This window comes from Achromobacter insolitus (assembly GCF_002209555.1).
Lineage (GTDB): Bacteria > Pseudomonadota > Gammaproteobacteria > Burkholderiales > Burkholderiaceae_B > Achromobacter > Achromobacter insolitus.
In genome coordinates, this window is the sequence record NZ_NJIF01000011.1 from 24,049 (window position 1) to 46,128 (window position 22,080).

Annotated in this window: 18 protein-coding genes; 10 read left to right on the forward strand and 8 right to left on the reverse strand. The window is 65.0% G+C overall.

What is annotated here, in order from left to right:
* The first annotated feature begins 149 nt into the window (after positions 1-149).
* The 6 genes from CEY08_RS25310 (at position 150) to CEY08_RS25335 (ending at position 5,273) form a co-directional block, all read left to right on the forward strand.
* Entirely contained in the window at positions 150-653 is a 504-nt protein-coding gene (locus tag CEY08_RS25310) for an outer membrane lipoprotein (RefSeq protein ID WP_042796308.1), read from the forward strand.
* Positions 654-1,065: 412 nt separating this feature from the next.
* A complete protein-coding gene (locus tag CEY08_RS25315; protein WP_006226661.1) occupies positions 1,066-1,305 on the forward strand; it encodes an acyl carrier protein in 240 nt (79 codons plus the stop codon).
* The gene (locus CEY08_RS25320) at positions 1,283-2,470 is read left to right on the forward strand and encodes a D-alanyl-lipoteichoic acid biosynthesis protein DltD (RefSeq protein ID WP_042796309.1); all 1,188 of its coding nucleotides are present in this window, start codon (positions 1,283-1,285) and stop codon (positions 2,468-2,470) included. Before CEY08_RS25315 ends, CEY08_RS25320 begins: the two co-directional genes overlap by 23 nt.
* Positions 2,467-2,676: a hypothetical protein gene (locus tag CEY08_RS30040; protein ID WP_042796310.1), complete on the forward strand. Its 210-nt coding sequence runs from the start codon at positions 2,467-2,469 to the stop codon at positions 2,674-2,676. Before CEY08_RS25320 ends, CEY08_RS30040 begins: the two co-directional genes overlap by 4 nt.
* 7 nt (positions 2,677-2,683) lie before the next feature.
* Positions 2,684-3,811, forward strand: a complete 1,128-nt coding sequence (locus tag CEY08_RS25330) for an MBOAT family O-acyltransferase (protein ID WP_042796311.1) — start codon at positions 2,684-2,686, stop codon at positions 3,809-3,811.
* A 16-nt stretch (positions 3,812-3,827) separates the two neighbouring features.
* The gene (locus tag CEY08_RS25335; RefSeq protein WP_076816437.1) at positions 3,828-5,273 is read left to right on the forward strand and encodes a D-alanine--poly(phosphoribitol) ligase; all 1,446 of its coding nucleotides are present in this window, start codon (positions 3,828-3,830) and stop codon (positions 5,271-5,273) included.
* Between the two features lie 30 nt (positions 5,274-5,303).
* On the opposite strand, the gene CEY08_RS25340 is transcribed toward CEY08_RS25335, so the two are convergent.
* From CEY08_RS25340 to CEY08_RS25360, 5 genes are all read right to left on the reverse strand, one after another.
* Positions 5,304-5,864 carry a YggT family protein gene (locus CEY08_RS25340; protein ID WP_042797537.1) on the reverse strand — a complete coding sequence of 187 codons (561 nt, stop codon included), beginning with the start codon at positions 5,862-5,864 and terminating at the stop codon, positions 5,304-5,306.
* A 182-nt stretch (positions 5,865-6,046) separates the two neighbouring features.
* A complete protein-coding gene (locus CEY08_RS25345) occupies positions 6,047-6,712 on the reverse strand; it encodes a histone H1-like DNA-binding protein (RefSeq protein ID WP_076816435.1) in 666 nt (221 codons plus the stop codon).
* A 421-nt stretch (positions 6,713-7,133) separates the two neighbouring features.
* Positions 7,134-8,333 (reverse strand): ribonucleotide-diphosphate reductase subunit beta, encoded by a 1,200-nt coding sequence (locus CEY08_RS25350; RefSeq protein ID WP_042796313.1) that lies wholly within the window; start codon positions 8,331-8,333, stop codon positions 7,134-7,136.
* Positions 8,334-8,353: 20 nt separating this feature from the next.
* The gene (locus CEY08_RS25355; RefSeq protein WP_076816432.1) at positions 8,354-11,287 is read right to left on the reverse strand and encodes a ribonucleoside-diphosphate reductase subunit alpha; all 2,934 of its coding nucleotides are present in this window, start codon (positions 11,285-11,287) and stop codon (positions 8,354-8,356) included.
* Between the two features lie 303 nt (positions 11,288-11,590).
* Positions 11,591-15,097, reverse strand: a complete 3,507-nt coding sequence (locus tag CEY08_RS25360) for an indolepyruvate ferredoxin oxidoreductase family protein (protein ID WP_088607823.1) — start codon at positions 15,095-15,097, stop codon at positions 11,591-11,593.
* Between the two features lie 129 nt (positions 15,098-15,226).
* Here CEY08_RS25360 and CEY08_RS25365 point away from each other — a divergent pair, with 129 nt between their 5' ends.
* The gene (locus tag CEY08_RS25365; protein WP_008159001.1) at positions 15,227-15,676 is read left to right on the forward strand and encodes an Lrp/AsnC family transcriptional regulator; all 450 of its coding nucleotides are present in this window, start codon (positions 15,227-15,229) and stop codon (positions 15,674-15,676) included.
* Positions 15,677-15,721: 45 nt separating this feature from the next.
* Here CEY08_RS25365 and CEY08_RS25370 read toward each other — a convergent pair whose 3' ends face one another.
* On the reverse strand, positions 15,722-16,687 hold the full coding sequence (locus CEY08_RS25370) for a Bug family tripartite tricarboxylate transporter substrate binding protein (RefSeq protein WP_063639801.1): 966 nt from the start codon (positions 16,685-16,687) through the stop codon (positions 15,722-15,724).
* Positions 16,688-16,742: 55 nt separating this feature from the next.
* Positions 16,743-17,588: an alpha/beta hydrolase gene (locus CEY08_RS25375; RefSeq protein ID WP_076816430.1), complete on the reverse strand. Its 846-nt coding sequence runs from the start codon at positions 17,586-17,588 to the stop codon at positions 16,743-16,745.
* Positions 17,589-17,672: 84 nt separating this feature from the next.
* Here CEY08_RS25375 and CEY08_RS25380 point away from each other — a divergent pair, with 84 nt between their 5' ends.
* The 3 genes from CEY08_RS25380 (at position 17,673) to CEY08_RS25390 (ending at position 20,564) form a co-directional block, all read left to right on the forward strand.
* Positions 17,673-18,572, forward strand: coding sequence for a LysR family transcriptional regulator (locus tag CEY08_RS25380; protein WP_063962511.1), 900 nt, complete (start codon positions 17,673-17,675; stop codon positions 18,570-18,572).
* Positions 18,573-18,761: 189 nt separating this feature from the next.
* Positions 18,762-19,268, forward strand: a complete 507-nt coding sequence (locus tag CEY08_RS25385) for a hypothetical protein (RefSeq protein WP_063639796.1) — start codon at positions 18,762-18,764, stop codon at positions 19,266-19,268.
* 96 nt (positions 19,269-19,364) lie between these two features.
* Entirely contained in the window at positions 19,365-20,564 is a 1,200-nt protein-coding gene (locus tag CEY08_RS25390) for an MFS transporter (protein WP_042796320.1), read from the forward strand.
* 97 nt (positions 20,565-20,661) lie between these two features.
* Here CEY08_RS25390 and gltX read toward each other — a convergent pair whose 3' ends face one another.
* Positions 20,662-22,068 (reverse strand): glutamate--tRNA ligase, encoded by a 1,407-nt coding sequence (gene gltX / locus CEY08_RS25395; protein WP_063639793.1) that lies wholly within the window; start codon positions 22,066-22,068, stop codon positions 20,662-20,664.
* Between the last annotated feature and the right edge of the window lie 12 nt (positions 22,069-22,080).

The following is a 22,080-nucleotide window of genomic DNA, read 5'->3' on the forward strand; positions in this document are numbered from 1 at the left end:
GCCGCGTCCCGGCGCCTTTCTTGAGCCGCTTTACCGCTGTTTTTTCAGCTTCTGGCGGTGCGTTTCAGTGTGTTGCAGCCGCGCTGGCCGGGATTGTGGGCCAGGGTATGATGAGTACATCGTCGGCAACGGCCGATCGAGGAGTCCAAATGAACCAAAGCAAAACTTTTTCCCTGGTGACGCCGCGCGCGGGGCGCTGGCTGGCGATTGCTGCCGTCGTGACCTCGATGGCGGTTTTGGGCGGCTGCGCCAACCGCAGCGCGTCCAGCGGCGTCTACAGCTATGACCAGGCGCAACGCGAGCAGATCGTCCGTACCGGCACGGTCACCGGCGTGCGTCCCATCGTGATCCAGAACGACAAGTCCAGCGGCGTCGGCATGGTGGCTGGCGGTGCGCTGGGCGGCGTGGCGGGTAACGCCATTGGCGGCGGTACCGGCCGTACGATCGCGACCGTTGGCGGCGTCATTCTCGGCGCCCTGGCAGGTAACGCGATCGAAAACCAGACCGGCAAGAATTCCGGCTACGAAATCACCGTGCGCCTGGATAACGGCGAAACCCGCGTCGTCGCGCAGGAAGCGGACGTGCCCATCAGCGTGGGCCAGCGCGTGCAGGTGATCAGCGGCGCCGGTCCCACCCGCGTCACGCCGATGTAAGTAGCCCTCTGACGCCCTTCGCGGCGCAGCAAGGCAAAGCCCCCGTCAGGGGGCTTTTTTATTGCGGCGGGGCGATCCTTAAACGGGGGCGGGGCAGAGGAGGGCGCGCGTGCGTAAAAATCTGTCGTTCGGCCGCAACGCGCCACCCGGGGATTTACCCGCGAACGTTACGTTTGCCAGCCTTTTCTCGCGATTTCATCCACAAGTTCAATGGCGATTCGACGAACGTAGTGCCATGATTGCGTCTGCGATCGACGTCGCATTGCGAAAATCATGTAACTGAGTGCATCCGCGCGTCGTTCTGGAGGGCTGGACGTTCAGCCTGGTTTCAGTCGTTTCTTTGTAATCTCATCGTCCTGAATCCCGGGGCGGGGGATGTCTGGCCGATCAGGCCTGTAACGCCGCACTATCTATGCATACCGAGCAAGAACTCCACACCAAGATCGGCGAGATCGTCGAGTCGATCGTCATGAAGAAAGTCACCCCCGATACGCAACTGATTGCCACAGGCCTGGTCGATTCGCTCGCCGCCGTGGACATCACGCTGGCGGTCGAGTCGGAGTACGGTTGCAGCATCCCGGCTCCCGAGATCGCGGAGCACCTACAGTCGGTCCGCACGCTTGCCGGCTATGTCGCTGCCCATACTTCGTAATACCCGGCTGTTGTCTCACGTCGCGGCTGCCGCGACGGCGGTGGCTCTGGCAGTGGGAACATATTGCGGCGCGGATGATCTGCTCAGCCGCGTCGTGAACCCGATGTCGGCGCCCTCGGCCCTCGCGGCCACCAAGAGCAACTACCTGCCCAACCTGGGCCCGGACTGGGGTACCCAGCACGTCAACCTGAACCGCCTGGGCAACGCCCTGAGCGACGGGACGCTGGTCGTGCTTGGCTCGTCCGAGCTGTCCAGCCACGACCTGCGCTTCGTGCCCTATCGTTTCTTCCCCGAAGAACTGAAGGTGCCTACGCTGGCCTATGGCCACGCCATGTTCCAGTCCTACGGCATCGTCAGCGTGCTGGAGTCGGTGGCGGATTCGCTTACGCCCAACACGCGACTGGTGATCATGCTGTCGCCGGCCTGGTTCGCGTCGGGCGGGCAGCTGCCGCGCAGCGCGTTTGCCGAGCACGTGACCGGCCCGGTCTGGGACCGTCTCTGGGACCAGCCCAGCACGCGCGAGCAGATGCAGACATGGATCAGCGACAACGCCAACTGGGGACTGCTGTGGCTCATCGCCAATGGGCAGGTTGCGGAGCTCAAGGACAAGCTGGGGCTGTGGTGGCATGCACGCAAGGAGCCGGCGCCCGATCGTCCGCGCAGCAAACTGTCCGTGCCGGCGCACCGCTACGTGTCATGGCCGTCCTCCGCGCGTCTCGATCAGGGGCAGTGGGCGCGCCTGACGCATCAGGCGCGCGCAGTCGAGCAGGACCTGGGCGGCCACAACCCCTATGACGTGCGCGACGACTACTACAAACAGTACCTGGCGCCGCTGTATTCGCCGGCGCGCAACGAGTTTGCGGACGTGGACCCGATCACTCGCGCGGAACTCGGCGACTTGTCGCGCGTGATGGCGCTGTTGCAGAAGCGCAAGGTCCGCGCCTACTTCGTCATTCAGCCGTTCAATCCCAAGCTCATCCTGGATGTGGAACGCTTCGACCCGGTGGTGGCTGCCATCACGGGCATGTGCGCGCGCTACCAGATGGGCTGCCTGGATCTCTACAGCATCCCGTTCGAACCGGGCATGCTGCGTGACGACATGCACTTGGCCGAGCTCGGCTGGGCCATGGCCGATCAAGGCATTGCGGAGTACTTTTCCCGATGAGCAAGATTCTTCCCACGGCCTCGCCCGAGGCCGGCAGCACTGGCGAAGGGCAGCAAACCCGCAAGGCGGCTGCCGCCTGGGGACGCCGCTTTTTCTGGCACCTTTGCCTGTATATCGGCGTGATCCTGGTGTTCGTGCTGCAGGCGCAGCCCACCACGGGCAGCGGCGGACCGATCAAGGTCGAATTCCAATACCAACAGTTCTGAGCCCGGCATGGAATTGTTCGCAAGCTTGAGCTTTTTCGGCGGCGCCTTGTGCGGCGGCCTGGGCCTGTTGGCCTACCGTTCCTTTGGCATGCCGCTGCGCATCGGCTACCGCCACATCATCGGCGTGATTTGCCTCGGTGTGTGGATGGCCGTGTTCTGGGCGCGCCCCTACCAGCCCATCGCGTTGCTGGCGATTTCCGGCAGCGCGCTGTGGGCCGTGCGGCGCAACTACATCCCCACCTGGCTGGCCGTGATCATCACGATGACGCCGCTGCTGCTGGTGAAAACGGGCGTGTCGCACCTGGGCGCCATGCTGGGCCTGTCCTTCGCCACCTTCCGCGCCATCGATGTGCTGCTCTTCGCGCAGCGCAACGAGCGCGTGTCGCCGCTGGACTACTTTATCTACCTGTTCTTTCCGTTGACGCTATTGGCCGGCCCGATGTACCGCTGGCGCAACTTCCAGGCGGACCTCAAGCGCGGCTACGAAGGCGTGAACCTGAATACCTGGCTCAGCGGCCTGGAGCTCATCATGCTGGGCGTGATCCAGAAGTTCGGCCTGGCCGAACTGATCTGGCGCTACGGCCTGTCGACGCTGGACGCGCACGACTACTCGTTCACCGGCGTGGCGCTCAATGCCTCGCTCTACAGCGCCTATCTGTTCTTCGACTTTGCCGGCTACTCCACGATGGCGATCGGCATCGGCATGCTGTTCGGCTTCACCTTGCCGATCAACTTCCGCAATCCCCTGGCCACGCTCAATCCGCAGGATTTCTGGCGTCGCTGGCACATCAGCCTGTCGGAATGGCTGCGCGACGTGGTGTTCATGCCCATCTACAAGGCGCTGAGCAAGACCAAATTCTTCTCGCGCCATCGGATGGCCGCGCAGAACATCGGCATCTTCGCCACCTTGCTGGCCATGGGCGTATGGAACGGCCTGTCGCTGCACTACATCGTCAGCGGCCTGATGTTCGGCGCGTATTCGGTCGGACACAACCTGCTGATCAATGCCGCGCGGACCCGGCCGGCGCTGCAGGCCGCGCTGGCGCAGCCCGTCATGCGCTTTCTCGGGCGCGTGCTCACCCTGATTCTGGCCGCGCTGGCGCTTTACGTATTCAGCGGCCGCAGCCCCATCTGACGCCGGGAGTTTCGGCATGCGTTTCGATCTCAAGTCTTTCCAGTTCACGGACGCCGACCAAGCTCCCGACGCGCCGGCCATCGTTGCCGCTGATCGCAGCCTGAGCTGGGCGCAGTTGCGCGCCGAAGCCGGCGCCTGGGCCGAAGAGGCGCGCAGACATGGTGCGGCGCCGGACGTGCCCGTGGCTATCTACGGCCACAAGGAAGCCTCGTTCTTCGTCGCCATGGTGGGGGCCTTGCTGATCGGCTCGCCGTTCGTGCCGGTGGACACCATCTACCCGGAAGAGCGCCTGCGCCGCATCGTCGAGATCGTGCGCGCCGCCGCTGTTTTCGACGCCGCCAGCGGCACGTTCACACGGGGCGAAGGCGCGGTGCTGGCCGAGCGCGGCCTGGCCTACGTCATGTTCACGTCGGGCAGCACGGGCGATCCGAAGGGCGTGCAGATCGGCCGCGAAAGCGTCGGCCTGCTGGGCGACTGGATGCTGGGCAGTTTCGGCCTGGGCGAAGCGCCCGTGTTCATGAACCAGGCGCCGTTTAGCTTCGACCTGTCCATGTACGAAGTATTCGCGACCCTGGCCGCGGGCGGTTGCTGTGTGCTGAACGCGCGCGAGCAGATCGCCGCGCCCGCGGCCTGGATGGCCCGCCTGGCAGAGCACCGCGTGACGGTCTGGGTGTCCACGCCTTCGTTCGCCCACCAGCAATTGGCCAACCGTGATTTCTCGCCAGCCACCTTGCCGACGCTACGCACCTTTTTGTTCTGTGGCGAGCCATTACCTTCGGCGCTGGCCAAGAAGCTGCGTCAACGCTTCCCTGATGCCGTGATCCTGAACACGTACGGTCCCACGGAAGCCACCGTGGCCACCACGTGGATCGAAGTCACGGATGCTGTCCTGGCCGCGCATGATCCGCTGCCGGTGGGGCATGCCAAGCCCGATAGCGTGCTGATCGTGGACGAAGGTGAAATCTGTATCGTCGGCGACCACGTCATGCGCGGCTATCTGAACCGGCCCGACCTGAACGAGGCCAAGCTCTACATCTATGCCGATGGCCGCCGCGCATTCCGCACGGGCGATCTGGGCCAGATGGAGGGCGATGGCCTGTTGTTCTGCCGTGGCCGGATGGACGACCAGATCAAACTGAACGGTTATCGCATCGAGCTGGCGGAAATCGACGAGGCGCTGCACGGCCTGCCTGGGGTGGAGGGCGGCGCCTGCGCGGTGTTGCGCAGGCCGGACGGCACGGCGGTGCGCTTGATTGGATTTGTGGCGGGCGTGGATGCGGAGCAGGTGGCGCGCACATTGCCGCCGGACGCCCTGGCGGGCTGGAAAGAGCGGCTGGCCCAGCGCCTGCCGCCCTATATGGTGCCGTCCGAGCTGGTGGCCTGCCCCGCGCTGCCGATGTCGAACAACCACAAGATCGACCGCAAGAAGCTGGTCGAAATCTACTCCGCCATTCCGGCGTAGGCGGCCTTGAGGCGGGGCAGCGCCCCGCCTTTACAGGCCCATCATGCGCTGGCTGATATTGGACAACACCATCAGCAGCACCTGCGCCACGATCAGCAGCACCAGCGGCGAAAAGTCGATCGCGGTGCGCGGCAGCAGACGGCGGATAGGGTCCAGCATGGGCGCGGTGAGTGCCTGCAGCAGCGGCATCATGGGCGCCATCGGGTTGACCCACGACAGGACGGCCTGGATCAGCGTCAGCCACACCACTAGGTTCAGCGCCCATTTGATAGCCATGATCAAGGCCGAGCCCATGGCCTTGGGCAGGTATTCCACCGGGATCAGCGCGCCGATAGCCACCAGCCAGACCAGCACTAGATAGAGCAGCGCGGCAAGCCAGACGGCGACGAGGCTGGTCCAGTCGATCTTGTTGCCGGCGGGAATGATCTTGCGCAAGGGCATCACCAGCCAGTTGGTGACTTGGTAGATGAAGCGCGACAACGGGTTGAAGGGGTGCAGCCGTATCGCGTGCATCCAGGCGCGGGCAATCAGCGCTGCGCCGAACAGCGTGAATGCGATTTCGAGGAGGAAGCGCAAGATTTCATCGAGCATGGACACGATCACCCTGAAAAAGAGGAGTCAATTGTCGCACGCCCAGACGAAAAATCGCCTGCAGGCGGCGCGGGCTTGCAGTCCTTGGTATAGGAGGCATCTTTCCAGGCCGGGCGGGCATGAAAAAGCCGCCCGGCCTAGGCCAGGCGGCTCTGCGAAGCTAGTGCTTCGAGCCGTCCTGATTAGGGACGGCCACCCGTCGGGAACGGCCACGACGCGGCGGGGTTCAGCGCGGTCTTCGCGCCCGGTGCGGCAGCCGTGGACGGCGGCGTTACGGGCTTCTTCGGAGCGGCTTTCTTCGCAGCGGGCTTCTTGGCAGCGGCAGGCTTGGCTGCAGCGGGAGCCTTTTTGGCAGCGGGGGCCTTCTTGGCAACAGCCTTCTTGGCGGCAGGCGCCTTCTTGGCTACGGCCTTCTTGGCAACCGCCTTCTTGGCAGCGGGGGCCTTCTTGGCGACGGCCTTCTTGGCTACCGCTTTCTTGGCAACCGCCTTCTTGGCGACGGCCTTCTTGGCGACAACCTTCTTGGCTACGGCCTTTTTGGCAACCGCCTTCTTGGCGACAGCTTTCTTGGCGACGGCCTTCTTGGCGACAGCCTTCTTGGCTACCGCTTTCTTGGCGACGGCCTTCTTGGCGACGGCCTTCTTGGCTACCGCTTTCTTGGCGGCGACCTTCTTGACTGCCGGCTTCTTGGCGGCAACCTTCTTCACTGCCGGCTTCTTGGCAGCGACTTTCTTGACGGCTACCTTCTTGACGGCAGCTTTCTTGGCCGGTGCGGCCTTCTTCGCTACTGCCTTCTTGGCGGCGGGCTTCTTCACCGCTTTCTTTACGGCTTTCTTGGCTGTTGCCATGGTCATGCTCCTTAGGTTCAGGGGTCCCAGAACTTAAACCCGTGCCCCGATCCGCCAACAAGGCGCATCGTGCCCGGGCTATTCATCGGCGCATGCCGCTGTTCTGTGCGAGCAACAGCTACTACGGTTTGCGCTAATGAATTCGGCACAGCCATTTGATATGGCCCCCGCTCCTTTGGCGCGAGCCATTTCAAATGGCGCCGGCAGGCGACCTGATCACAGGCCGCCGACCGCTTGTTCTACGTGTTCGATATGCCACCACGCCGCACCTTCGGCTCGCTGCCCCCGAGGGGGGCATTCTGCCTTAGGGCGGCCCGGCGACAAAACACCCTGACCGAGGAGAGCGTCACCAAGCCTGTCGCGAACGCGACGCTCCTTGCATCTGGAGCGTGCCCGCGCCGGGCCTGATGACGTACTGCTTTTACTCCCAGCTCAGCGTGCCACCGGTTTGGTATTCGATCACGCGAGTTTCAAAAAAGTTGCGTTCCTTTTTAAGGTCGATCATTTCCGCCATCCACGGGAAGGGATTTTCTTCCTGCGGGAACAGCGGTTCGATACCGATTTGCTGGCAACGACGGTTGGCGATGAAGCGCAGGTAGGATTTGAACATAGGTGCGTTCAAGCCCAACACGCCGCGCGGCATCGTGTCTTCGGCGTAAGCGTATTCGAGTTCGACCGCTTTGCGGAAGAGTTCTCGGATTTCTTCGCGGAATTCCGGCGTCCACAGATGCGGATTTTCCAGTTTGACGGTGTTGATCAGGTCGATGCCGAAATTGCAGTGCATGGATTCATCGCGCAGGATGTACATGTACTGCTCGGCGGCGCCGGTCATCTTGTTCTGGCGGCCCAGCGCCAGGATCTGCGTGAATCCAACGTAGAAGAACAGGCCTTCCATCAGGCAAGCAAAGACGATCAGCGACTTCAGCAGCGTCTGGTCGGCTTCGGGAGTGCCCGTCTTGAAGTTGGGGTCCGCGATCGCGTCGATGAACGGGATCAGGAATTCGTCCTTGGCGCGGATGGACGGCACTTCGTTGTAAGCGTTGAAGATCTCCGCTTCGTCCAGGTCCAGGCTTTCGACGATGTATTGATAGGCGTGCGTGTGGATCGCTTCTTCAAACGCCTGGCGCAGCAGGAACTGGCGGCACTCGGGCGCCGTGATGTGGCGATAGGTGCCCAGCACGATGTTGTTCGCGGCCAGCGAGTCGGCGGTGACGAAGAAGCCCAGGTTGCGCTTGACGATGCGGCGCTCGTCCTCGGTGAGCCCGTTCGGGTTCTTCCAGAGGGCGATGTCGCGCGACATGTTGATCTCTTGCGGCATCCAGTGGTTGGCGCAAGTGGCCAGGTACTTCTCCCACGCCCACTTGTACTTGAAGGGCACGAGCTGATTGACGTCGGTCTGGCCGTTGATGATGCGCTTGTCGGCAACCTTCACGCGTTGCGAGGCGGCGGAGCCGCTGGCAGCCAGGCCGGCCGCGTGTTCAGGCGCGGGCGGCGTGGGCATGGCGGCATCGCCGAAAACACCGGTCGCTGCCCGGACTGCGGGCGCAGCCTGCCCGCCCGCCGCGGGTGCGGGCGATTGAGCAGGTTGCGTTGCGATGGTGTCGTCTTCCCAATTAATCATGATTCATTCTCCGGAGGCGGTTATTGGCAGGCTTCGCACTCTTCGAAGCCGGGGTCGCCCGGCCGCATGGTGCAAACCGCCCCGAGAACTTCGGGTTCCGGCAAAACAGGTGCAGCAGCAGCGACCGCGGGGCCAGCGGACGGAGCGCCCGCCGAGACGGCGTTCAATTCGCCGCCGCGTCCCGTGGACTTCTCGGCGCTGGTGGCGCCAAGGGTACGCAGGTAGTAGGTCGTCTTCAGGCCGCGCTTCCAGGCCAGCTTGTAGGTGTCGTCCAGCTTCTTGCCCGACGCGCCCGACATGTAGATGTTCAGCGACTGTGCTTGATCGATCCACTTCTGGCGGCGCGACGCGCATTCAACCAGCCAGCTCGGTTCGACTTCGAACGCGGTGGCGTAGAGGTCGCGGAGTTCGGAAGGTACGCGATCGATGCGGGACAGGCTGCCGTCGAAGTACTTGAGGTCGGCGACCATGACTTCGTCCCAGAGACCGAGTTTCTTCAGGTCACGCACGAGGTAATCGTTAACGACCGTGAACTCGCCGGAGAGATTCGATTTGACGTACAAGTTCTGGAAAGTGGGTTCGATGCACGCAGATACACCAATGATATTGGAAATAGTCGCGGTTGGGGCGATTGCGATGCAATTGGAGTTGCGCATGCCATGTTGTTTGATGCGCGCGCGCAACGTCTCCCAATCGAGCGTGCTCGACTCATCGACTTCAACGTGACCGCCGCGTTCATCGCGCAGCATCTTCAACGTGTCTTGCGGCAAGATGCCACGCGACCACAGCGAGCCTTCATACGATTGATAGCGGCCGCGCTCTTCAGCGAGCAGGCTCGATGCCCAATACGCGTGATAGCACACGGCTTCCATCGAACGATCGGCGAACTCGACGGCGGCTTGCGATGCATAAGGCACGCGCATCATCTGCAGGCAATCCTGGAAGCCCATGATACCCATGCCCACCGGACGATGGCGCGCGTTGGAATTGCGGGCCTTGTCGACGGCGTAGTAGTTGATGTCGATGACGTTGTCGAGCATGCGCATGGCGATGCTGACCGTGCGCTTGATCTTGTCGTGGTCGAGTTCGAAACCGCCGCCGGCAGCCGGCTTCATGTGCGCGACCAGGTTCACGGAACCCAGGTTGCACACTGCGATTTCGGATTCGTTGGTGTTCAGCGTGATCTCGGTGCACAGGTTCGAGCTGTGCACCACGCCCACGTGCTGCTGCGGCGAACGGATGTTGCACGGATCCTTGAACGTGATCCACGGATGGCCGGTTTCGAACAGCATCGACAGCATCTTGCGCCACAGGGTCAGCGCCGGCATCTTCTTGAAGAGCTTGAGGTCGCCGCTGGCCACGCGCGCTTCGTAGCCCACGTAGGCTTCTTCGAAGGCGCGGCCATACTTGTCGTGCAGGTCGGGGCAGTCGGACGGCGAGAACAGCGTCCATTCGCCGCCTTCCATGACGCGCTTCATGAACAGGTCGGGAATCCAGTTCGCCGTGTTCATGTCGTGCGTGCGGCGGCGTTCGTCGCCGGTGTTCTTGCGCAGTTCCAGGAACTCTTCGATGTCCAGGTGCCACGATTCCAGGTACGTGCAGACCGCACCCTTGCGCTTGCCACCCTGGTTGACCGCCACGGCGGTGTCGTTGACGACCTTCAGGAACGGAACCACGCCCTGGCTTTCGCCGTTGGTGCCCTTGATGTGGCTGCGCAGCGCGCGCACCGGGGTCCAGTCGTTGCCCAGGCCGCCGGCGTACTTGGCCAGCAGCGCGTTTTCCTTGATGGCGTCGTAGATGCCTTCCAGGTCGTCGGAGACGGTGGTGAGGTAGCACGACGACAGCTGCGAGTGCAGCGTGCCCGAGTTGAACAGCGTGGGAGTCGAGCTCATGAAGTCGAACGAGGACAGGATCTCGTAGAACTCGATGGCGCGGGCTTCGCGATCGGATTCGCGCAGCGCCAGGCCCATGGCCACGCGCATGAAGAACACCTGCGGCAGTTCGATGCGGGTGCCGCGGATGTGCAGGAAGTAGCGGTCGTACAGGGTCTGCAGGCCGAGGTAGCCGAACTGCAGGTCGCGCTTGGCGTTCAGCGCGTGGCCCAGTTTGGTCAGGTCATAGTTGGCCAGTTCGGGCGACAGCAGGCCGCCTTCGATGCCGCGGGCGATGAAGGTGGGGAAGTATTCGGCGTAGCGAGTGGCCATGCCGTCCTGCGAGACTTCCTCGCCCAGCACTTCCTTGCGGATCGTGTGCAGCAGCAGACGGGCGGTGACCTGGCTGTAGGCCGGATCCTTTTCGACCAGTGCGCGCGCGGAGAGGATGGCGGACTTGAACACTTCGTCGACGGGGATGCCGTCGTACAGGTTCTTGACCGTTTCCTTCAGGATCGCTTCCGTGTCGATGAACTCGGCCAGGCCTTCGCCGGCGGCTTCAATGGTGGCGCGCAGTTCGGCCAGGTCCAGCGGGCGGCGCACGCCGGCGTCGGTCACGTTCAGCACGTGTTCCTGCGGGGCGGCGGCTTTCTCCTGGTTTTCGGCGGCGGCGGCGGCCGCGGCGCGTTCCTGCGTGCGCTTTTCGCGGTACAGCACGTAGGCGCGGGCGACGTCGTGCTCGCCCGAGCGCATCAGCGCCAGTTCGACCTGGTCCTGGATGTCTTCAATATGGAAGGTGCCGCCGTTGGGGCGGTTGCGCACCAACGCATTGACGGCCTGGCCGGTCAGGTTCTCGACCAGCTCACGCACGCGCGCGGAGGCCGCGCCCTGGCCGCCATTGACGGCCAGGAAGGCCTTCGTCATGGCGATGGCGATCTTGTTGGGTTCGAACCCAACCACCGAGCCATTGCGGCGAATGATGTTGTAGCTGGCCCATTTCCCGCCATTTGCGTCGGCGGGAGAATCGGTTTGGGAGGGCGGCACGGCCGAGGGCCGGGTCACAGAGGCGATCGTAGTCTGCATGGAAGCTCCTGTGCGAAAAGCGCGTAGATAGCGACATGACGGCGTCATGTCAGGTACGAAATCGGATCTTTTAAAGGGGGTCGCAACGTTAGGACGGGCTAGTCCAAAAGGCGTGGCCGACGGGAATCAGCGCTTAGGCGACCACAACATATAGTGTAGCACCCCTCGTTGGACACTAATTCTAGTGATCGAGTACGACAGGGACAAGAAGAAGATAAGACGAAGGTCACAAAAGATTGTTACTAAATGCACTAGGCGCGCCCAGCAAGGCGCGCCTAGGAAGGTGCCGCTCAGAGCGAATGTTTATGCGGTTTTCCGCAGGGGCATATCGCGCGGGGCAGGCGCCGTATAGGTTTGCATCAAGCGGCCCAACTCCGTCCGATACTTCTCGACGTTCGCAGCCTTCACGTGGCCGAAGCCGCGGATGGTTTCTGCAAGGCCGGCGATTGTAGCCGCTTGCTGCAGCTTGTCCCGGGTCAACCCTGCCAGCAACTGGTCTATGGTCTGGCGGTACTCGCGCACCAGCGTCCGTTCCATCTTGCGTTCGGCCGTGTGGCCGAAAGGATCGAACCAGGTGCCGCGCAAACCCTTCAGGCGCGCCAGCAGCTTCAACGCTGTCATGGTGCGCGGGCCCAGCGTCATCTTGCGCGGCACGCCGGTGCGCGGGTCCTTGCGGGCGAAGATCGGCGGGGCCATGTGAAAGCGCAGGCTGTAATCGCCTTCGAACTGGCCTTTCAACTGCGCCTGGAACGATTCGCCGGTGTAGAGACGCGCCACCTCGTATTCGTCCTTGTAGGCCATGAGCTTGAAGAGGCCGCGGGCGACCGCCAGCGCCAGGCGCGGCGTCTTGGCGTCGGGCGCCAGTTCGCGCTCGCGCGCCGCGACGGCCTCGACGACGTCCTGGAACTGGCGGGCGTAGTTGGCGTCCTGGTAGGCGGTCAGGTCTTCGATACGGCGCGCAACGGCGCGCTCGAACGATTCGGGCACGTGCAACTGCACCACCTGGGCGCGCGGTCGCAGCGCGCCTTCCAGCGCCTGCGGCTGATGCGCAGCCAGCCGGCCGCTATCGAACGCGGCCCGGTTGGCGGCTACCGCCACGCCGTTGAGTTCGATGGCGCGATTGATCGCGGCTTGCGACAGCGGCACGCCGCCGCGCTGCCAGGCATAGCCCAACATGAACATATTGGACAGGATGCTGTCGCCGAACAGGGCCAGCGCGGCTTCGTGCGCGTCAATCGCGGCGGTGTTGGATTCGCCCGCCGCGTGGCGGATCTTGGCCAGCAGCGCTTCGGGCCGCATCGCGGCGTCCGGATTGCGGGTGAAGTCGGAGACCGGGGCCACGTAGGTGTTGACCGTGACCTGGGTATGGCCACGGCGCAGCGCGCCCAGCGAATCCGGCGCGATGGAGGCTACCGGGTCGCACAGGATCGCGGCGTCCGCCTGCTGCCAGTCCAGGCGCACCGGGCCGGCCGGCGAGCCGGCGGGCGCCAGACGGATGTGGCTGACTACCGTGCCGCCCTTTTGCGCCAGGCCGGTCAGGTCGAGCACGGCTGCCGACAGACCTTCCAGATGCGCCGCCATCGAGACGATGGCGCCGATGGTGATGACGCCGGTGCCGCCCATGCCGGCGACCAGCAGGCGATAGGGACGGTCCAGCGCGGGCGTGGCGGGCGCGGGCAATTGCGCGATCAGGCTTTGCAGGCGTTCCTGGTCGGCCTTGGGTGCCGCGCTCTTCTTGGGTTTGCCGCCCATGACGGAAACGAAGCTGGGGCAGAAGCCTTCAGCGCAGGAATAGTCCTTGTTGCAGCTGGACTGGTCGATGGCGCGCTTGCGGCCGTATGGGGTTTCCAGGGGCACGACCGACAGGCAGTTCGACTGCACGCCGCAATCGCCGCAGCCTTCGCACACCGCGCTGTTGATCAGCATGCGGCGTGCCGGATCGGGGAATTGGTTCTTCTTGCGGCGGCGGCGCTTTTCGGCGGCGCAGGTCTGGTCGTGGATCAGCACGGTCACGCCGGGGATTTCGCGCAGTTCGCGTTGCAGGGCATCAAGCTCGCGGCGATGATGCACCTTGATGCCGGCCCCCAGGTCCACGCCCTGATATTTCTCGGGTTCATCCGTGGTGACGACAATGCGCGCCACATTCTCGCCGCGCAATTGCTGGCAGATGCTGGGCACGGAGATCGGGCCGTCGATGGGTTGGCCGCCCGTCATCGCCGTGGCATCGTTGAACAGGATCTTGTAGGTGATATTGGCCTTGGCCGCCACGGCCTGGCGGATGGCGAGATAGCCCGAATGGTAGTAGGTGCCTTCTCCCATGTTCTGGAAGATGTGCGGCATCTTGGTGTAGCGCGACAGGCCGATCCAGTCGACGCCTTCGCCGCCCATCTGCGTCAGGCCGCCGGTGTCGCGGTCCATCCACGCGGCCATGTAGTGGCAGCCCACGCCCGAGAGCGCCTGGCTGCCTTCCGGCACCTTGGTCGAGGTACTGTGCGGGCAGCCCGAACAGAAGTAGGGGCGGCGGCGCATGCCGTCGGCGTCATTCGATAGCGGCGCCTCGCAGCCGAACGCGGCCAGGTCCGCCGCCAGCGGCAGGCCGGCGGCACGGCTGAGCCAGCTGGCGAGCGGTTGCGCCAGCAGCGAAGGGCGCAACTGGCCCGCCGAGGGCACCAGCGGTTCGCCGTCCAGGCCCTTCTTGCCGATGACGGTGGGACGGTCCGGCATATTGAACAGCAGGTCCTTGATCTGGCTTTCGACCACCGCGCCTTTTTCCTCGATCACCAGGATATGCGAGAGGCCGCGGGCGAATTCGAGCAGGCGGCCGGTGTCCAGCGGCCAGGTCAGGCCGGGCTTGTAGACGCGTACCGGCGCGTTCGCGGTGACGGTGTCCACGCCCAGGCGCGACAGCGCTTCCATCGTGTCCAGATGCGCCTTGCCTACCGTGACGATGCCCACGGTCGCCTTGGGCGCAGGACAGGTCAGGCGGTCGATGCTGTGGCGGCGCGCGAACGCGGCCACCGCCTTCATGCGCAGGTTCATGCGCGTTTCGATCGCCAGCGACAGGAAGTCGCGCGCGGAGTATTCCAGCGCTTCGGGGGGCATGTCCGGGTCCGCAGGCATGTCGTAGCGCTGCGCAGGGGCGGGGACGAACGAATGTCCGCACTCTATGGTTTCGGACACAGCCTTGAAGGCGACCCAGGTGCCCGAATAGCGCGACAGGGCCCAGCCCCACAGCGCGAAGGTTTCGTATTCGTCGATGGAGGCAGGATGCACGATGGGCATTTGCCAGCCGATCAGCGAAGCCTCGCTGGAGTGCGGAATCGAGGACGAGACGGCGGTGTGGTCGTCGCCCACCACCACCAGCACGCCGCCGTTGCGCGAGGCGCCCGCAGCGTTGCCGTGATGCAGGGCGTCGCCCGCGCGGTCCACGCCCGGGCCCTTGCCGTACCACATGGCGTAGACGCCATCCACGTTGCGGTCGGCGCGCACGCCGGCCTGCTGGGTGCCCATGACGGCAGTCGCCGCCATGTCTTCATTGATGGCGGGCAGGAAGGTGATCTGGTTGGCGTCCAGCGCCTTCTGCGCCTTCCACATGGCCATGTCCACGCCTCCCAGGGGGGAGCCGCGGTAGCCGGAAACGAAACCGGCCGTGTTCAGACCTCGCTCGCGATCCATCCGGCTCTGGGTGAGCATGATGCGCACCAGGGCTTGCGTGCCGGTGAGGAAGATGCGGCCGGAGCTGCGGGTGAGGTTGTCGGCGAGCTGGTACTCGAGGTCCAGCTGGGGCTCGGCGGCGGGGGTACCGTCCATAGTGAATACTCCTGGTTTCGGCACCATGATAGGTTCGTGAGCCATCAGGTTTATTGCGTTTTTGGATCGTGCTATCCCTATAATTCGCAATGAACATTTCGTGTTCGACAAAAACCAGGAGACTAAGCGATGGACAAGACCGATATCGGCATCCTCAAGGCCTTGCAGGAGGACGGCCGGGCCTCGGCGCAGCAGCTTTCAGAGAAGGTCGGCCTGTCGGCCGCGCCGGTGTGGCGCAGGGTGAAGGCGATGGAGGCAAGCGGGGTGATCCAGGGCTACAGCGCCCAGGTGGACCGCAGCAAGGTGGGGCTGGGCTGCATGTTCGCGCAGATCAGTCTGGAGCGGCATTCCGCCAATACGGTCGAGAACTTCGAGCGTTCGGTGCGCGACGCACCCGAAATCCTGGAGTGCTACGCGGTGACGGGAGATTCGGACTTCCTGCTCAAGATCCTGGTCGAAAGCCCGGAAGCCTACGACAGGTTCCTGCATCGCTTCCTGTTCAACATGCCGGGCATACGCCAGACGCGCACCATCGTCGCGCTGCGCGAGATCAAGCACGAACAGCGCCTGCCGCTGTAGGCGGGCAGGTCCCCTCCGTATCTATATATAGAGGGGACCGCGTTCTTATTGGGGCTGGATGCCCGAGATTCGGATCCATTCCTTCCAGCGTGCAGTGTCTTCCTTCACGAAGGCATCGAAGCGCGCCACGTCCATCGATTCGGGCGTCAGGCCCAGCGCGCGCAGCTTGTTCGCGGTGGCTTCGTCCTTGACCGCGGCCTGCATGTGGGCGTTCATTTTCTCCACGATGTCCGGCGGCGTGCCCGCGGGGGCGGACAGGCCCAGCCAGCCGGCAACGACGAAATCCGGGTAATAGCTGGTCATGGTCGGCACGCTGGGCCAGGCCGGTTGCGGCTGGGCGCCGGTGACGGCGATAGGGATCAACCCCTTGCCGTCGATCTGGCCCATGGCGGTCAGGTAGTCCACGAAGGCGAAGTTGATCTGTTTGCCGCGCAGGTCGGTGATGATCTGCGTGATGTTCTTGTAGGCCGCGCCGGTGATTTCGATGCCGGCGCGTTGCTTCAGGAGTTCGGACGGCACTTGCGAGGACGAGCTGTAGTAGCCGAAGAAGACCTGTCCGGGATGTTTCTTGGCGTAGGCGACCAGATCGGGAACCGTGCGGTAGGGGCTGTCGGGCGATACCACGCCGACGGTGCCGAAGGTGCCCAGCATGCCGACCTGGCGGAAGTCCTTCTGCGCGTCGTAGGGCAGGCTCTTATAGAGGAACTGGTTGGCGGAATGGGTGGAGTTGGTGGACAGGAGGAAGGTGTAGCCGTCCGCCGCCGCATTCTTGGCGGCATTGGTGCCGACGATGCCGCCGGCGCCCGGACGGTCCTCGACCACCACGGTCTGGCCGGTCTTCTCGCCCAGGTATTGGGCCAGGGTGCGCGCGGTGAGGTCGGCCGCGCCGCCTGCGGCGGATGGCACGATAAGCGTTACGGGCTTTTCGGGCCAGCCGGCGGCATGCGCGGCCGCGGCCAGCAGCAGGCCGGCGCCGATCAGCGCCGGGCGGAGGTAGCGGGGAATGGACATGGTTGTCTCCTGATGGCGCGATTGCGCGTCGTTGTTGTCCTAGGGTTTCTTGCGGTCAGCCGAAAAGGCCGCGGTGCCAACCCAGAATGGCTGCGGCGCTGACTTGCCACTGATCGGCGTACATCATGCAATGCGGCTGGCCGGCAAGCACCGCGTGCGAAAAGCCGAAGCGGCGCGCGATTGCCAGGTCCTGGCCAGGCGGATGCCGGTCATGGGTATCGAGCCCCGCTTCCAGGCACAGGCCGGGCGCGCCGATGGCGGCGGCATCGACGGGCACGCGCAGCAGATAGCGGTCGTTCAGCACTTCCGGGCTTTCGGCGCACAGGCGCTGCGCCACGGGCCCGATGTCGCGGTCCGGGGAGGTCGCCAGAAAACGCGCGCGTATTTCATGCTCGTTCGGGGCGCGGCGCGGCACGCCATCGGGGACGGGAGGCAGCGCCTGGGCGCCGGGCAGGTCGCCAGGAGGCGAGGGGGCCAGCAAGACTACGCCCGCCACCGCGCGCTGGCTGGCGCCCAGCAGCGCGGGCAGCGCGCCCATGCTGTGCCCCACGACGACCGTGGGGTGCGACAGCGCATCCAGTGCGCTGATTACGTCCTGGCCCAGGTCCGCGATGGTGGCTGACGAGAACGAGGCGTCCTGGGGCAGCGCGCCGTGGCCGCGCAGGTCCAGCGCCGCGCAGGCCAGGCCGGCGCGGGCGAAGTAGGCCAGGTAGTGCGCATAGCACCACGCGCCGTGATACGCGCCGGGCACGAACAGCAGGCCCGGCCTGGCGTCTTGCGGGGCGGCGCCAACGACAAGGCGGCCGCTGCCGGCAGGGCGGGCGGGCAAGTGGTCGACGAGGCTGAAATCCAGCGGGTCGGCGAAGGCGGGCGGCGGGGCGAGCAGGGAGTCGGCATTCATGGTGCGGCCATATTAGGTGGGCGCATGTGATCAGAAAACTTTATTTTTCATATGATTGGATAAGTTCTACTAATTGGGGCGCACATGCGTTCATCGCCCGAACTTTCCATCACCCATTACCGCCATTTCCTGCTGGTGGCCGAGCTGCGCAGTTTTCGCGCTGCTGCGGCCCGGGCGTTCCGCTCCCAGCCGGCGCTGTCGTTGTCCATCCGCGAAATGGAGCAACGCCTGGGGCAGCCGCTGTTCGAGCCAGGCAACCGCGGCACGCTCACGCGCTTCGGCCAGGACTGCCTGCCGCTGGCGCGCGAGCTGGTGCAGCACCACGATCGCGTGGCAAGCGCGCTGTCGGGGCTGGCCACCAATCAGGCCGGCACCTTGACCATGGCCTCGGTGGCCACGGTGGCGACGCACTGGTTGCCGGAGCTGGTGGCTGCGTATCGCGAACGCTATCCCGCGGTGGCGCTGCGCCTGTTCGACGACAACTCGGAAGGCGTGGAACGGATGGTCTTGGCGGGAGAGGTGGAGCTGGGCGTGTGCAGCCCGGTGTCGCAGGACCGGCGGCTGGCGTTCGAGCCTTTGCTGCGCGACGCCTTCGGCCTGGTCTGCCATCGCGGCCATCCGCTGGCGCGGCGCAAGTCGGTGACCTGGCGCGAGATCGAAGACCTGCCCCTGGTCGGGACCATTGCGCATCGCCAGCTTGCCGGCTATCCGCAGGCCGCGTTCATGCTGGATCGGCAGGTCTTCGTGTCCAACATGATGTCGCTGCTGGCCATGCTGGAGCGGGGCGTGGGCGTCACGGTGCTGGCGCGGCTGGGCGTGCCGCCGGACTCCCGGGGCCTGGCCTTCGTGCCGCTGTCCGGGCCGCGCATTGAACGCGAATTGGGCATCACCCGCCTGGCGGGGCGCAGCTTGTCTCCAGCCGCCGAACGCATGGAGGAAATGCTGCGGGCGAAGGCTGCGAAACGCGGCCGCAGTGTCGCTTGAAACCAACGCATTTTTGCGATTTGCGGCCATAAAACCGGGCAATTCCGGGGCGGACTGTTGCGCAATTGCACGTGGCGCGGATCGCCGTTGATTCTTCGCAAACGGCTCTTTAGAGTGCGTGATGTTTGCTGCGCGAGGGACGTGCCGGGGTGATCGGCGCGGCGCGTCGACAGACGTGTTGAGGAAGTCATGAGCAGTGTGTATTTGCGTTCGGCTGGCATTGCCTGCGCCGTTCTGATCCTGGCCGGTTGCGCCGCCAGGAAGCCCGCCACCATCACCGAGGCCCAGCCCGCGGAACCGCCCAAGCCGGTCGCCTGCGTGCCCGCCAAGGCCGGCGATCCCATGATAGGCACCTGGCTGTCGAACAGCCGCCCGCGCGACGTCAGCGGCGACCTGCAATCGCTGCTCGTGCTGTCCGCCGATGGCACCATGGCCTACGAGTCCCTGCTGAAGATCGGCCGCAAGACGCGTCCCGCGTTGCGCGAGACCGGCTGCTGGAGCGTGGCCGACGGTATCTATACGATGCAGACCACCAAGTCCGCCGGCGAGCTCGTGGATGCCAACGATCCGATCTACCTGAACCGCTATCGCGTCGAAAAGCTCGAGAAGACCAAACTGACGATGCGCGAGCTGAAAAACGGCGGCCAGGTGATGACTGCGCGCCGCATGCCCACGGGCTACCGTCTGTCCTATTGAGCGTTGCGCGGGGCGGACATTCCGCCCCGCCGCAAAGCCAAGATGGCCGGGCTGCGGTAAGGTGCGGTCTTCACCCATCCCCGCTGCCGGTCATCCATGCCTGCCTTGTCCTCCGAAGCGCGCGCCATCGCGCTGCTTGCCCTGGCCGCCTTCGTCAGCGCCAGCGCCTTTCGCATCTGCGACCCCATGTTGCCGCAACTTGCGGCGGAATTCGGCACCACCACGGGCCAGGCCGCGCGCGCGGTGACCGCGTTTGCCGTGGCCTATGGCGTGCTGCAGATGTTCTTCGGCCCGCTGGGCGACCGCTACGGCAAGTACCGTGTCGTCAGCATTGCGACCTTCGCCTGCGCCCTGGGCAGCGCCGGGGCGGTGATGGCCGGGACTCTGGATGTCCTGGTGTTCTGCCGCGTGCTGTCGGGCGCCGCGGGCGCGGGCATCGTGCCCTTGTCCATGGCCTGGATCGGCGACAACGTCCCTTATGAACGGCGCCAGGCCACGCTGGCCCGCTTTCTGACCGGCACCATCCTGGGCATGTCGGCCGGCCAGTTGGCTGGCGGCCTGTTCGCCGATACGGTGGGCTGGCGCTGGGCCTTTGCCGCGCTGGTCTGCGGCTACCTGATAGTCGGCGTGTTGCTGTTGCTGGAAGTGCGGCGCCAGCGGGCCCTGGGGCTCGGCCAGGTGGACCCGGCCGCGGTTCGCCAAGGATTCGTTGCGCAGGCCCGGCTGGTGCTGGGCACGCCTTGGGCCCGGATCGTGCTGGCGACCGTATTCGTCGAGGGCCTGCTGGTCTTCGGGGCCCTGGCTTTCGCGCCTTCGTACCTGCATGAACGCTTCGACATCTCGTTGACCGCCGCAGGCGCGCTGGTGGCCGTGTATGCGGTGGGCGGCCTGATCTACACGGTCGTGGCCGGCCGCATCCTGAAGCGCCTGGGTGAACGCGGCCTCGCGATTGCCGGCGGACTGGTCCTGGGGGCGGCGTTCCTGTCCTACTTGCTGGGGCCGGTCTGGGTGTGGAGCCTGCTGGCCAGCGTGCTGGCCGGTTTCGGTTACTACCTGCTGCATGCCACCCTGCAGACGAACGCGACCCAGATGGTGCCCTCGGCGCGGGGCACGGCGGTGGCGTGGTTCGCGTCCTGCCTCTTCATGGGGCAAGCGGCGGGCGTGGCCCTGGCAGGCGCGGTGGTCGATGAGATCGGGCCGGCCGCGCTATTCGGAGGTTCGGCCGTGCTGCTTCCGCTGCTGGGAGCGTTCTTTGCGCGCGCGTTGAAGGCGCGCGCGGCGGTCCAGCAGGCCTAGGGCCTGTCCACGCACCAAGAAGCTTCGCTGAAAAACACTGCGGGCCTTGCTCATCCGGGAATGAGCAAGGCCCGCGGTGCGTTTGGGAAAGCGGCGGTCAGATCGCTGCCAGGCGCTTGAGCACCGTTTGCTTGCCCAGCAAGGCCAGCACGGCGTCGACGGCGGGGGTCTGGGTCTGGCCGGTTACCGCGACGCGCAGGGGAATGGCCAGCTGGGGCATCTTCATGCCACGGTCGGCCAGCACGGCCTTGATCAGGGCGGACAGGGCTTCGCGGCTCCAGTCGGCGTCCTGGGCGCGCTGGGCAAAGTCGGCCAAGGCTTCACGCGCCGGGGCGGTCAGGTGCTGCTCGGCCAGGTCGGCGGGCGCGCCCTTGAATTCGGCGCAGAACAGCATGGCGCCGTCGGCCAGTTGTTCGAGCGTTTCGGCGCGATCTTTCAAGAGGCCCATGACGCCCGGCAGGTCGATCTTTTCCGGATGGCCGCCGCGGTTCGCCACGCGCGGCGCCACGCGTTCGGCCAGTTCCGCGTTGTCCATCTGCTTGATGTAGTGGGCGTTGACCCAGTTCAGCTTCTTCGGATCCCACTGCGAGGCCGATTTGGACAGGTGCTTGGTGTCGAACCACGACACCAGCTGTTCGCGCGAGAAAAGTTCGTCGTCGCCATGGCTCCAACCCAGGCGCGCCAGGTAGTTGACCATGGCCTCGGGCAGGTAACCCTCATTGTCGTACTCCATGACGTTGACGGCGCCATGGCGCTTGGACAGCTTTTCGCCGTCCGGGCCCAGAATCATGGGCACGTGGCCGTATTCGGGCAGGGTGGCGCCCAGCGCGCGCAGGATGTTGATCTGGCGCGGGGTATTGTTGACGTGGTCATCGCCGCGCAGCACGTGGGTGATGCCCATGTCCCAGTCGTCGACCACGACGCAGAAGTTGTAGGTGGGCGTGCCGTCCGGGCGCGCGATGATCAGGTCGTCGAGTTCGGTGTTGTCGAAGCTGATCGTGCCCTTGACCATGTCGTTCCAGGAGGTCGCGCCTTCCTGGGGGTTCTTGAAGCGCACCACGGGCTTGCGGCCTTCCGGGATGGCCGGCAGGGTCTTGCCGGGTTCGGGGCGCCAGGTGCCGTCGTAACGCGGCTTGTCGCCGCGGGCGCGGGCGGCTTCGCGCATGGCTTCCACTTCCTCGGGCGAGCTGTAGCAGTGGTAGGCGGTGCCGGCGGCCAGCATCTGCGCAACCACTTCACGGTAGCGGTCCATGCGCTGCATCTGATAGAAGGGACCTTCATCGGGCTGCATGCCCAGCCAGTCCATGCTGTCCAGGATGGCCTGCACCGCTTCCGGCGTGGAGCGTTCGACGTCCGTGTCTTCGATGCGCAGCACGAACGTGCCCTTGTGGTGGCGCGCGAAGGCCCAGGAGAACAGCGCGGTGCGGGCGCCGCCCAGATGCAGGAAACCCGTGGGCGAGGGCGCGAAACGGGTACGAATGGGAGAAGAGGCGTTGGAAGTCATAGGTGGCAATGA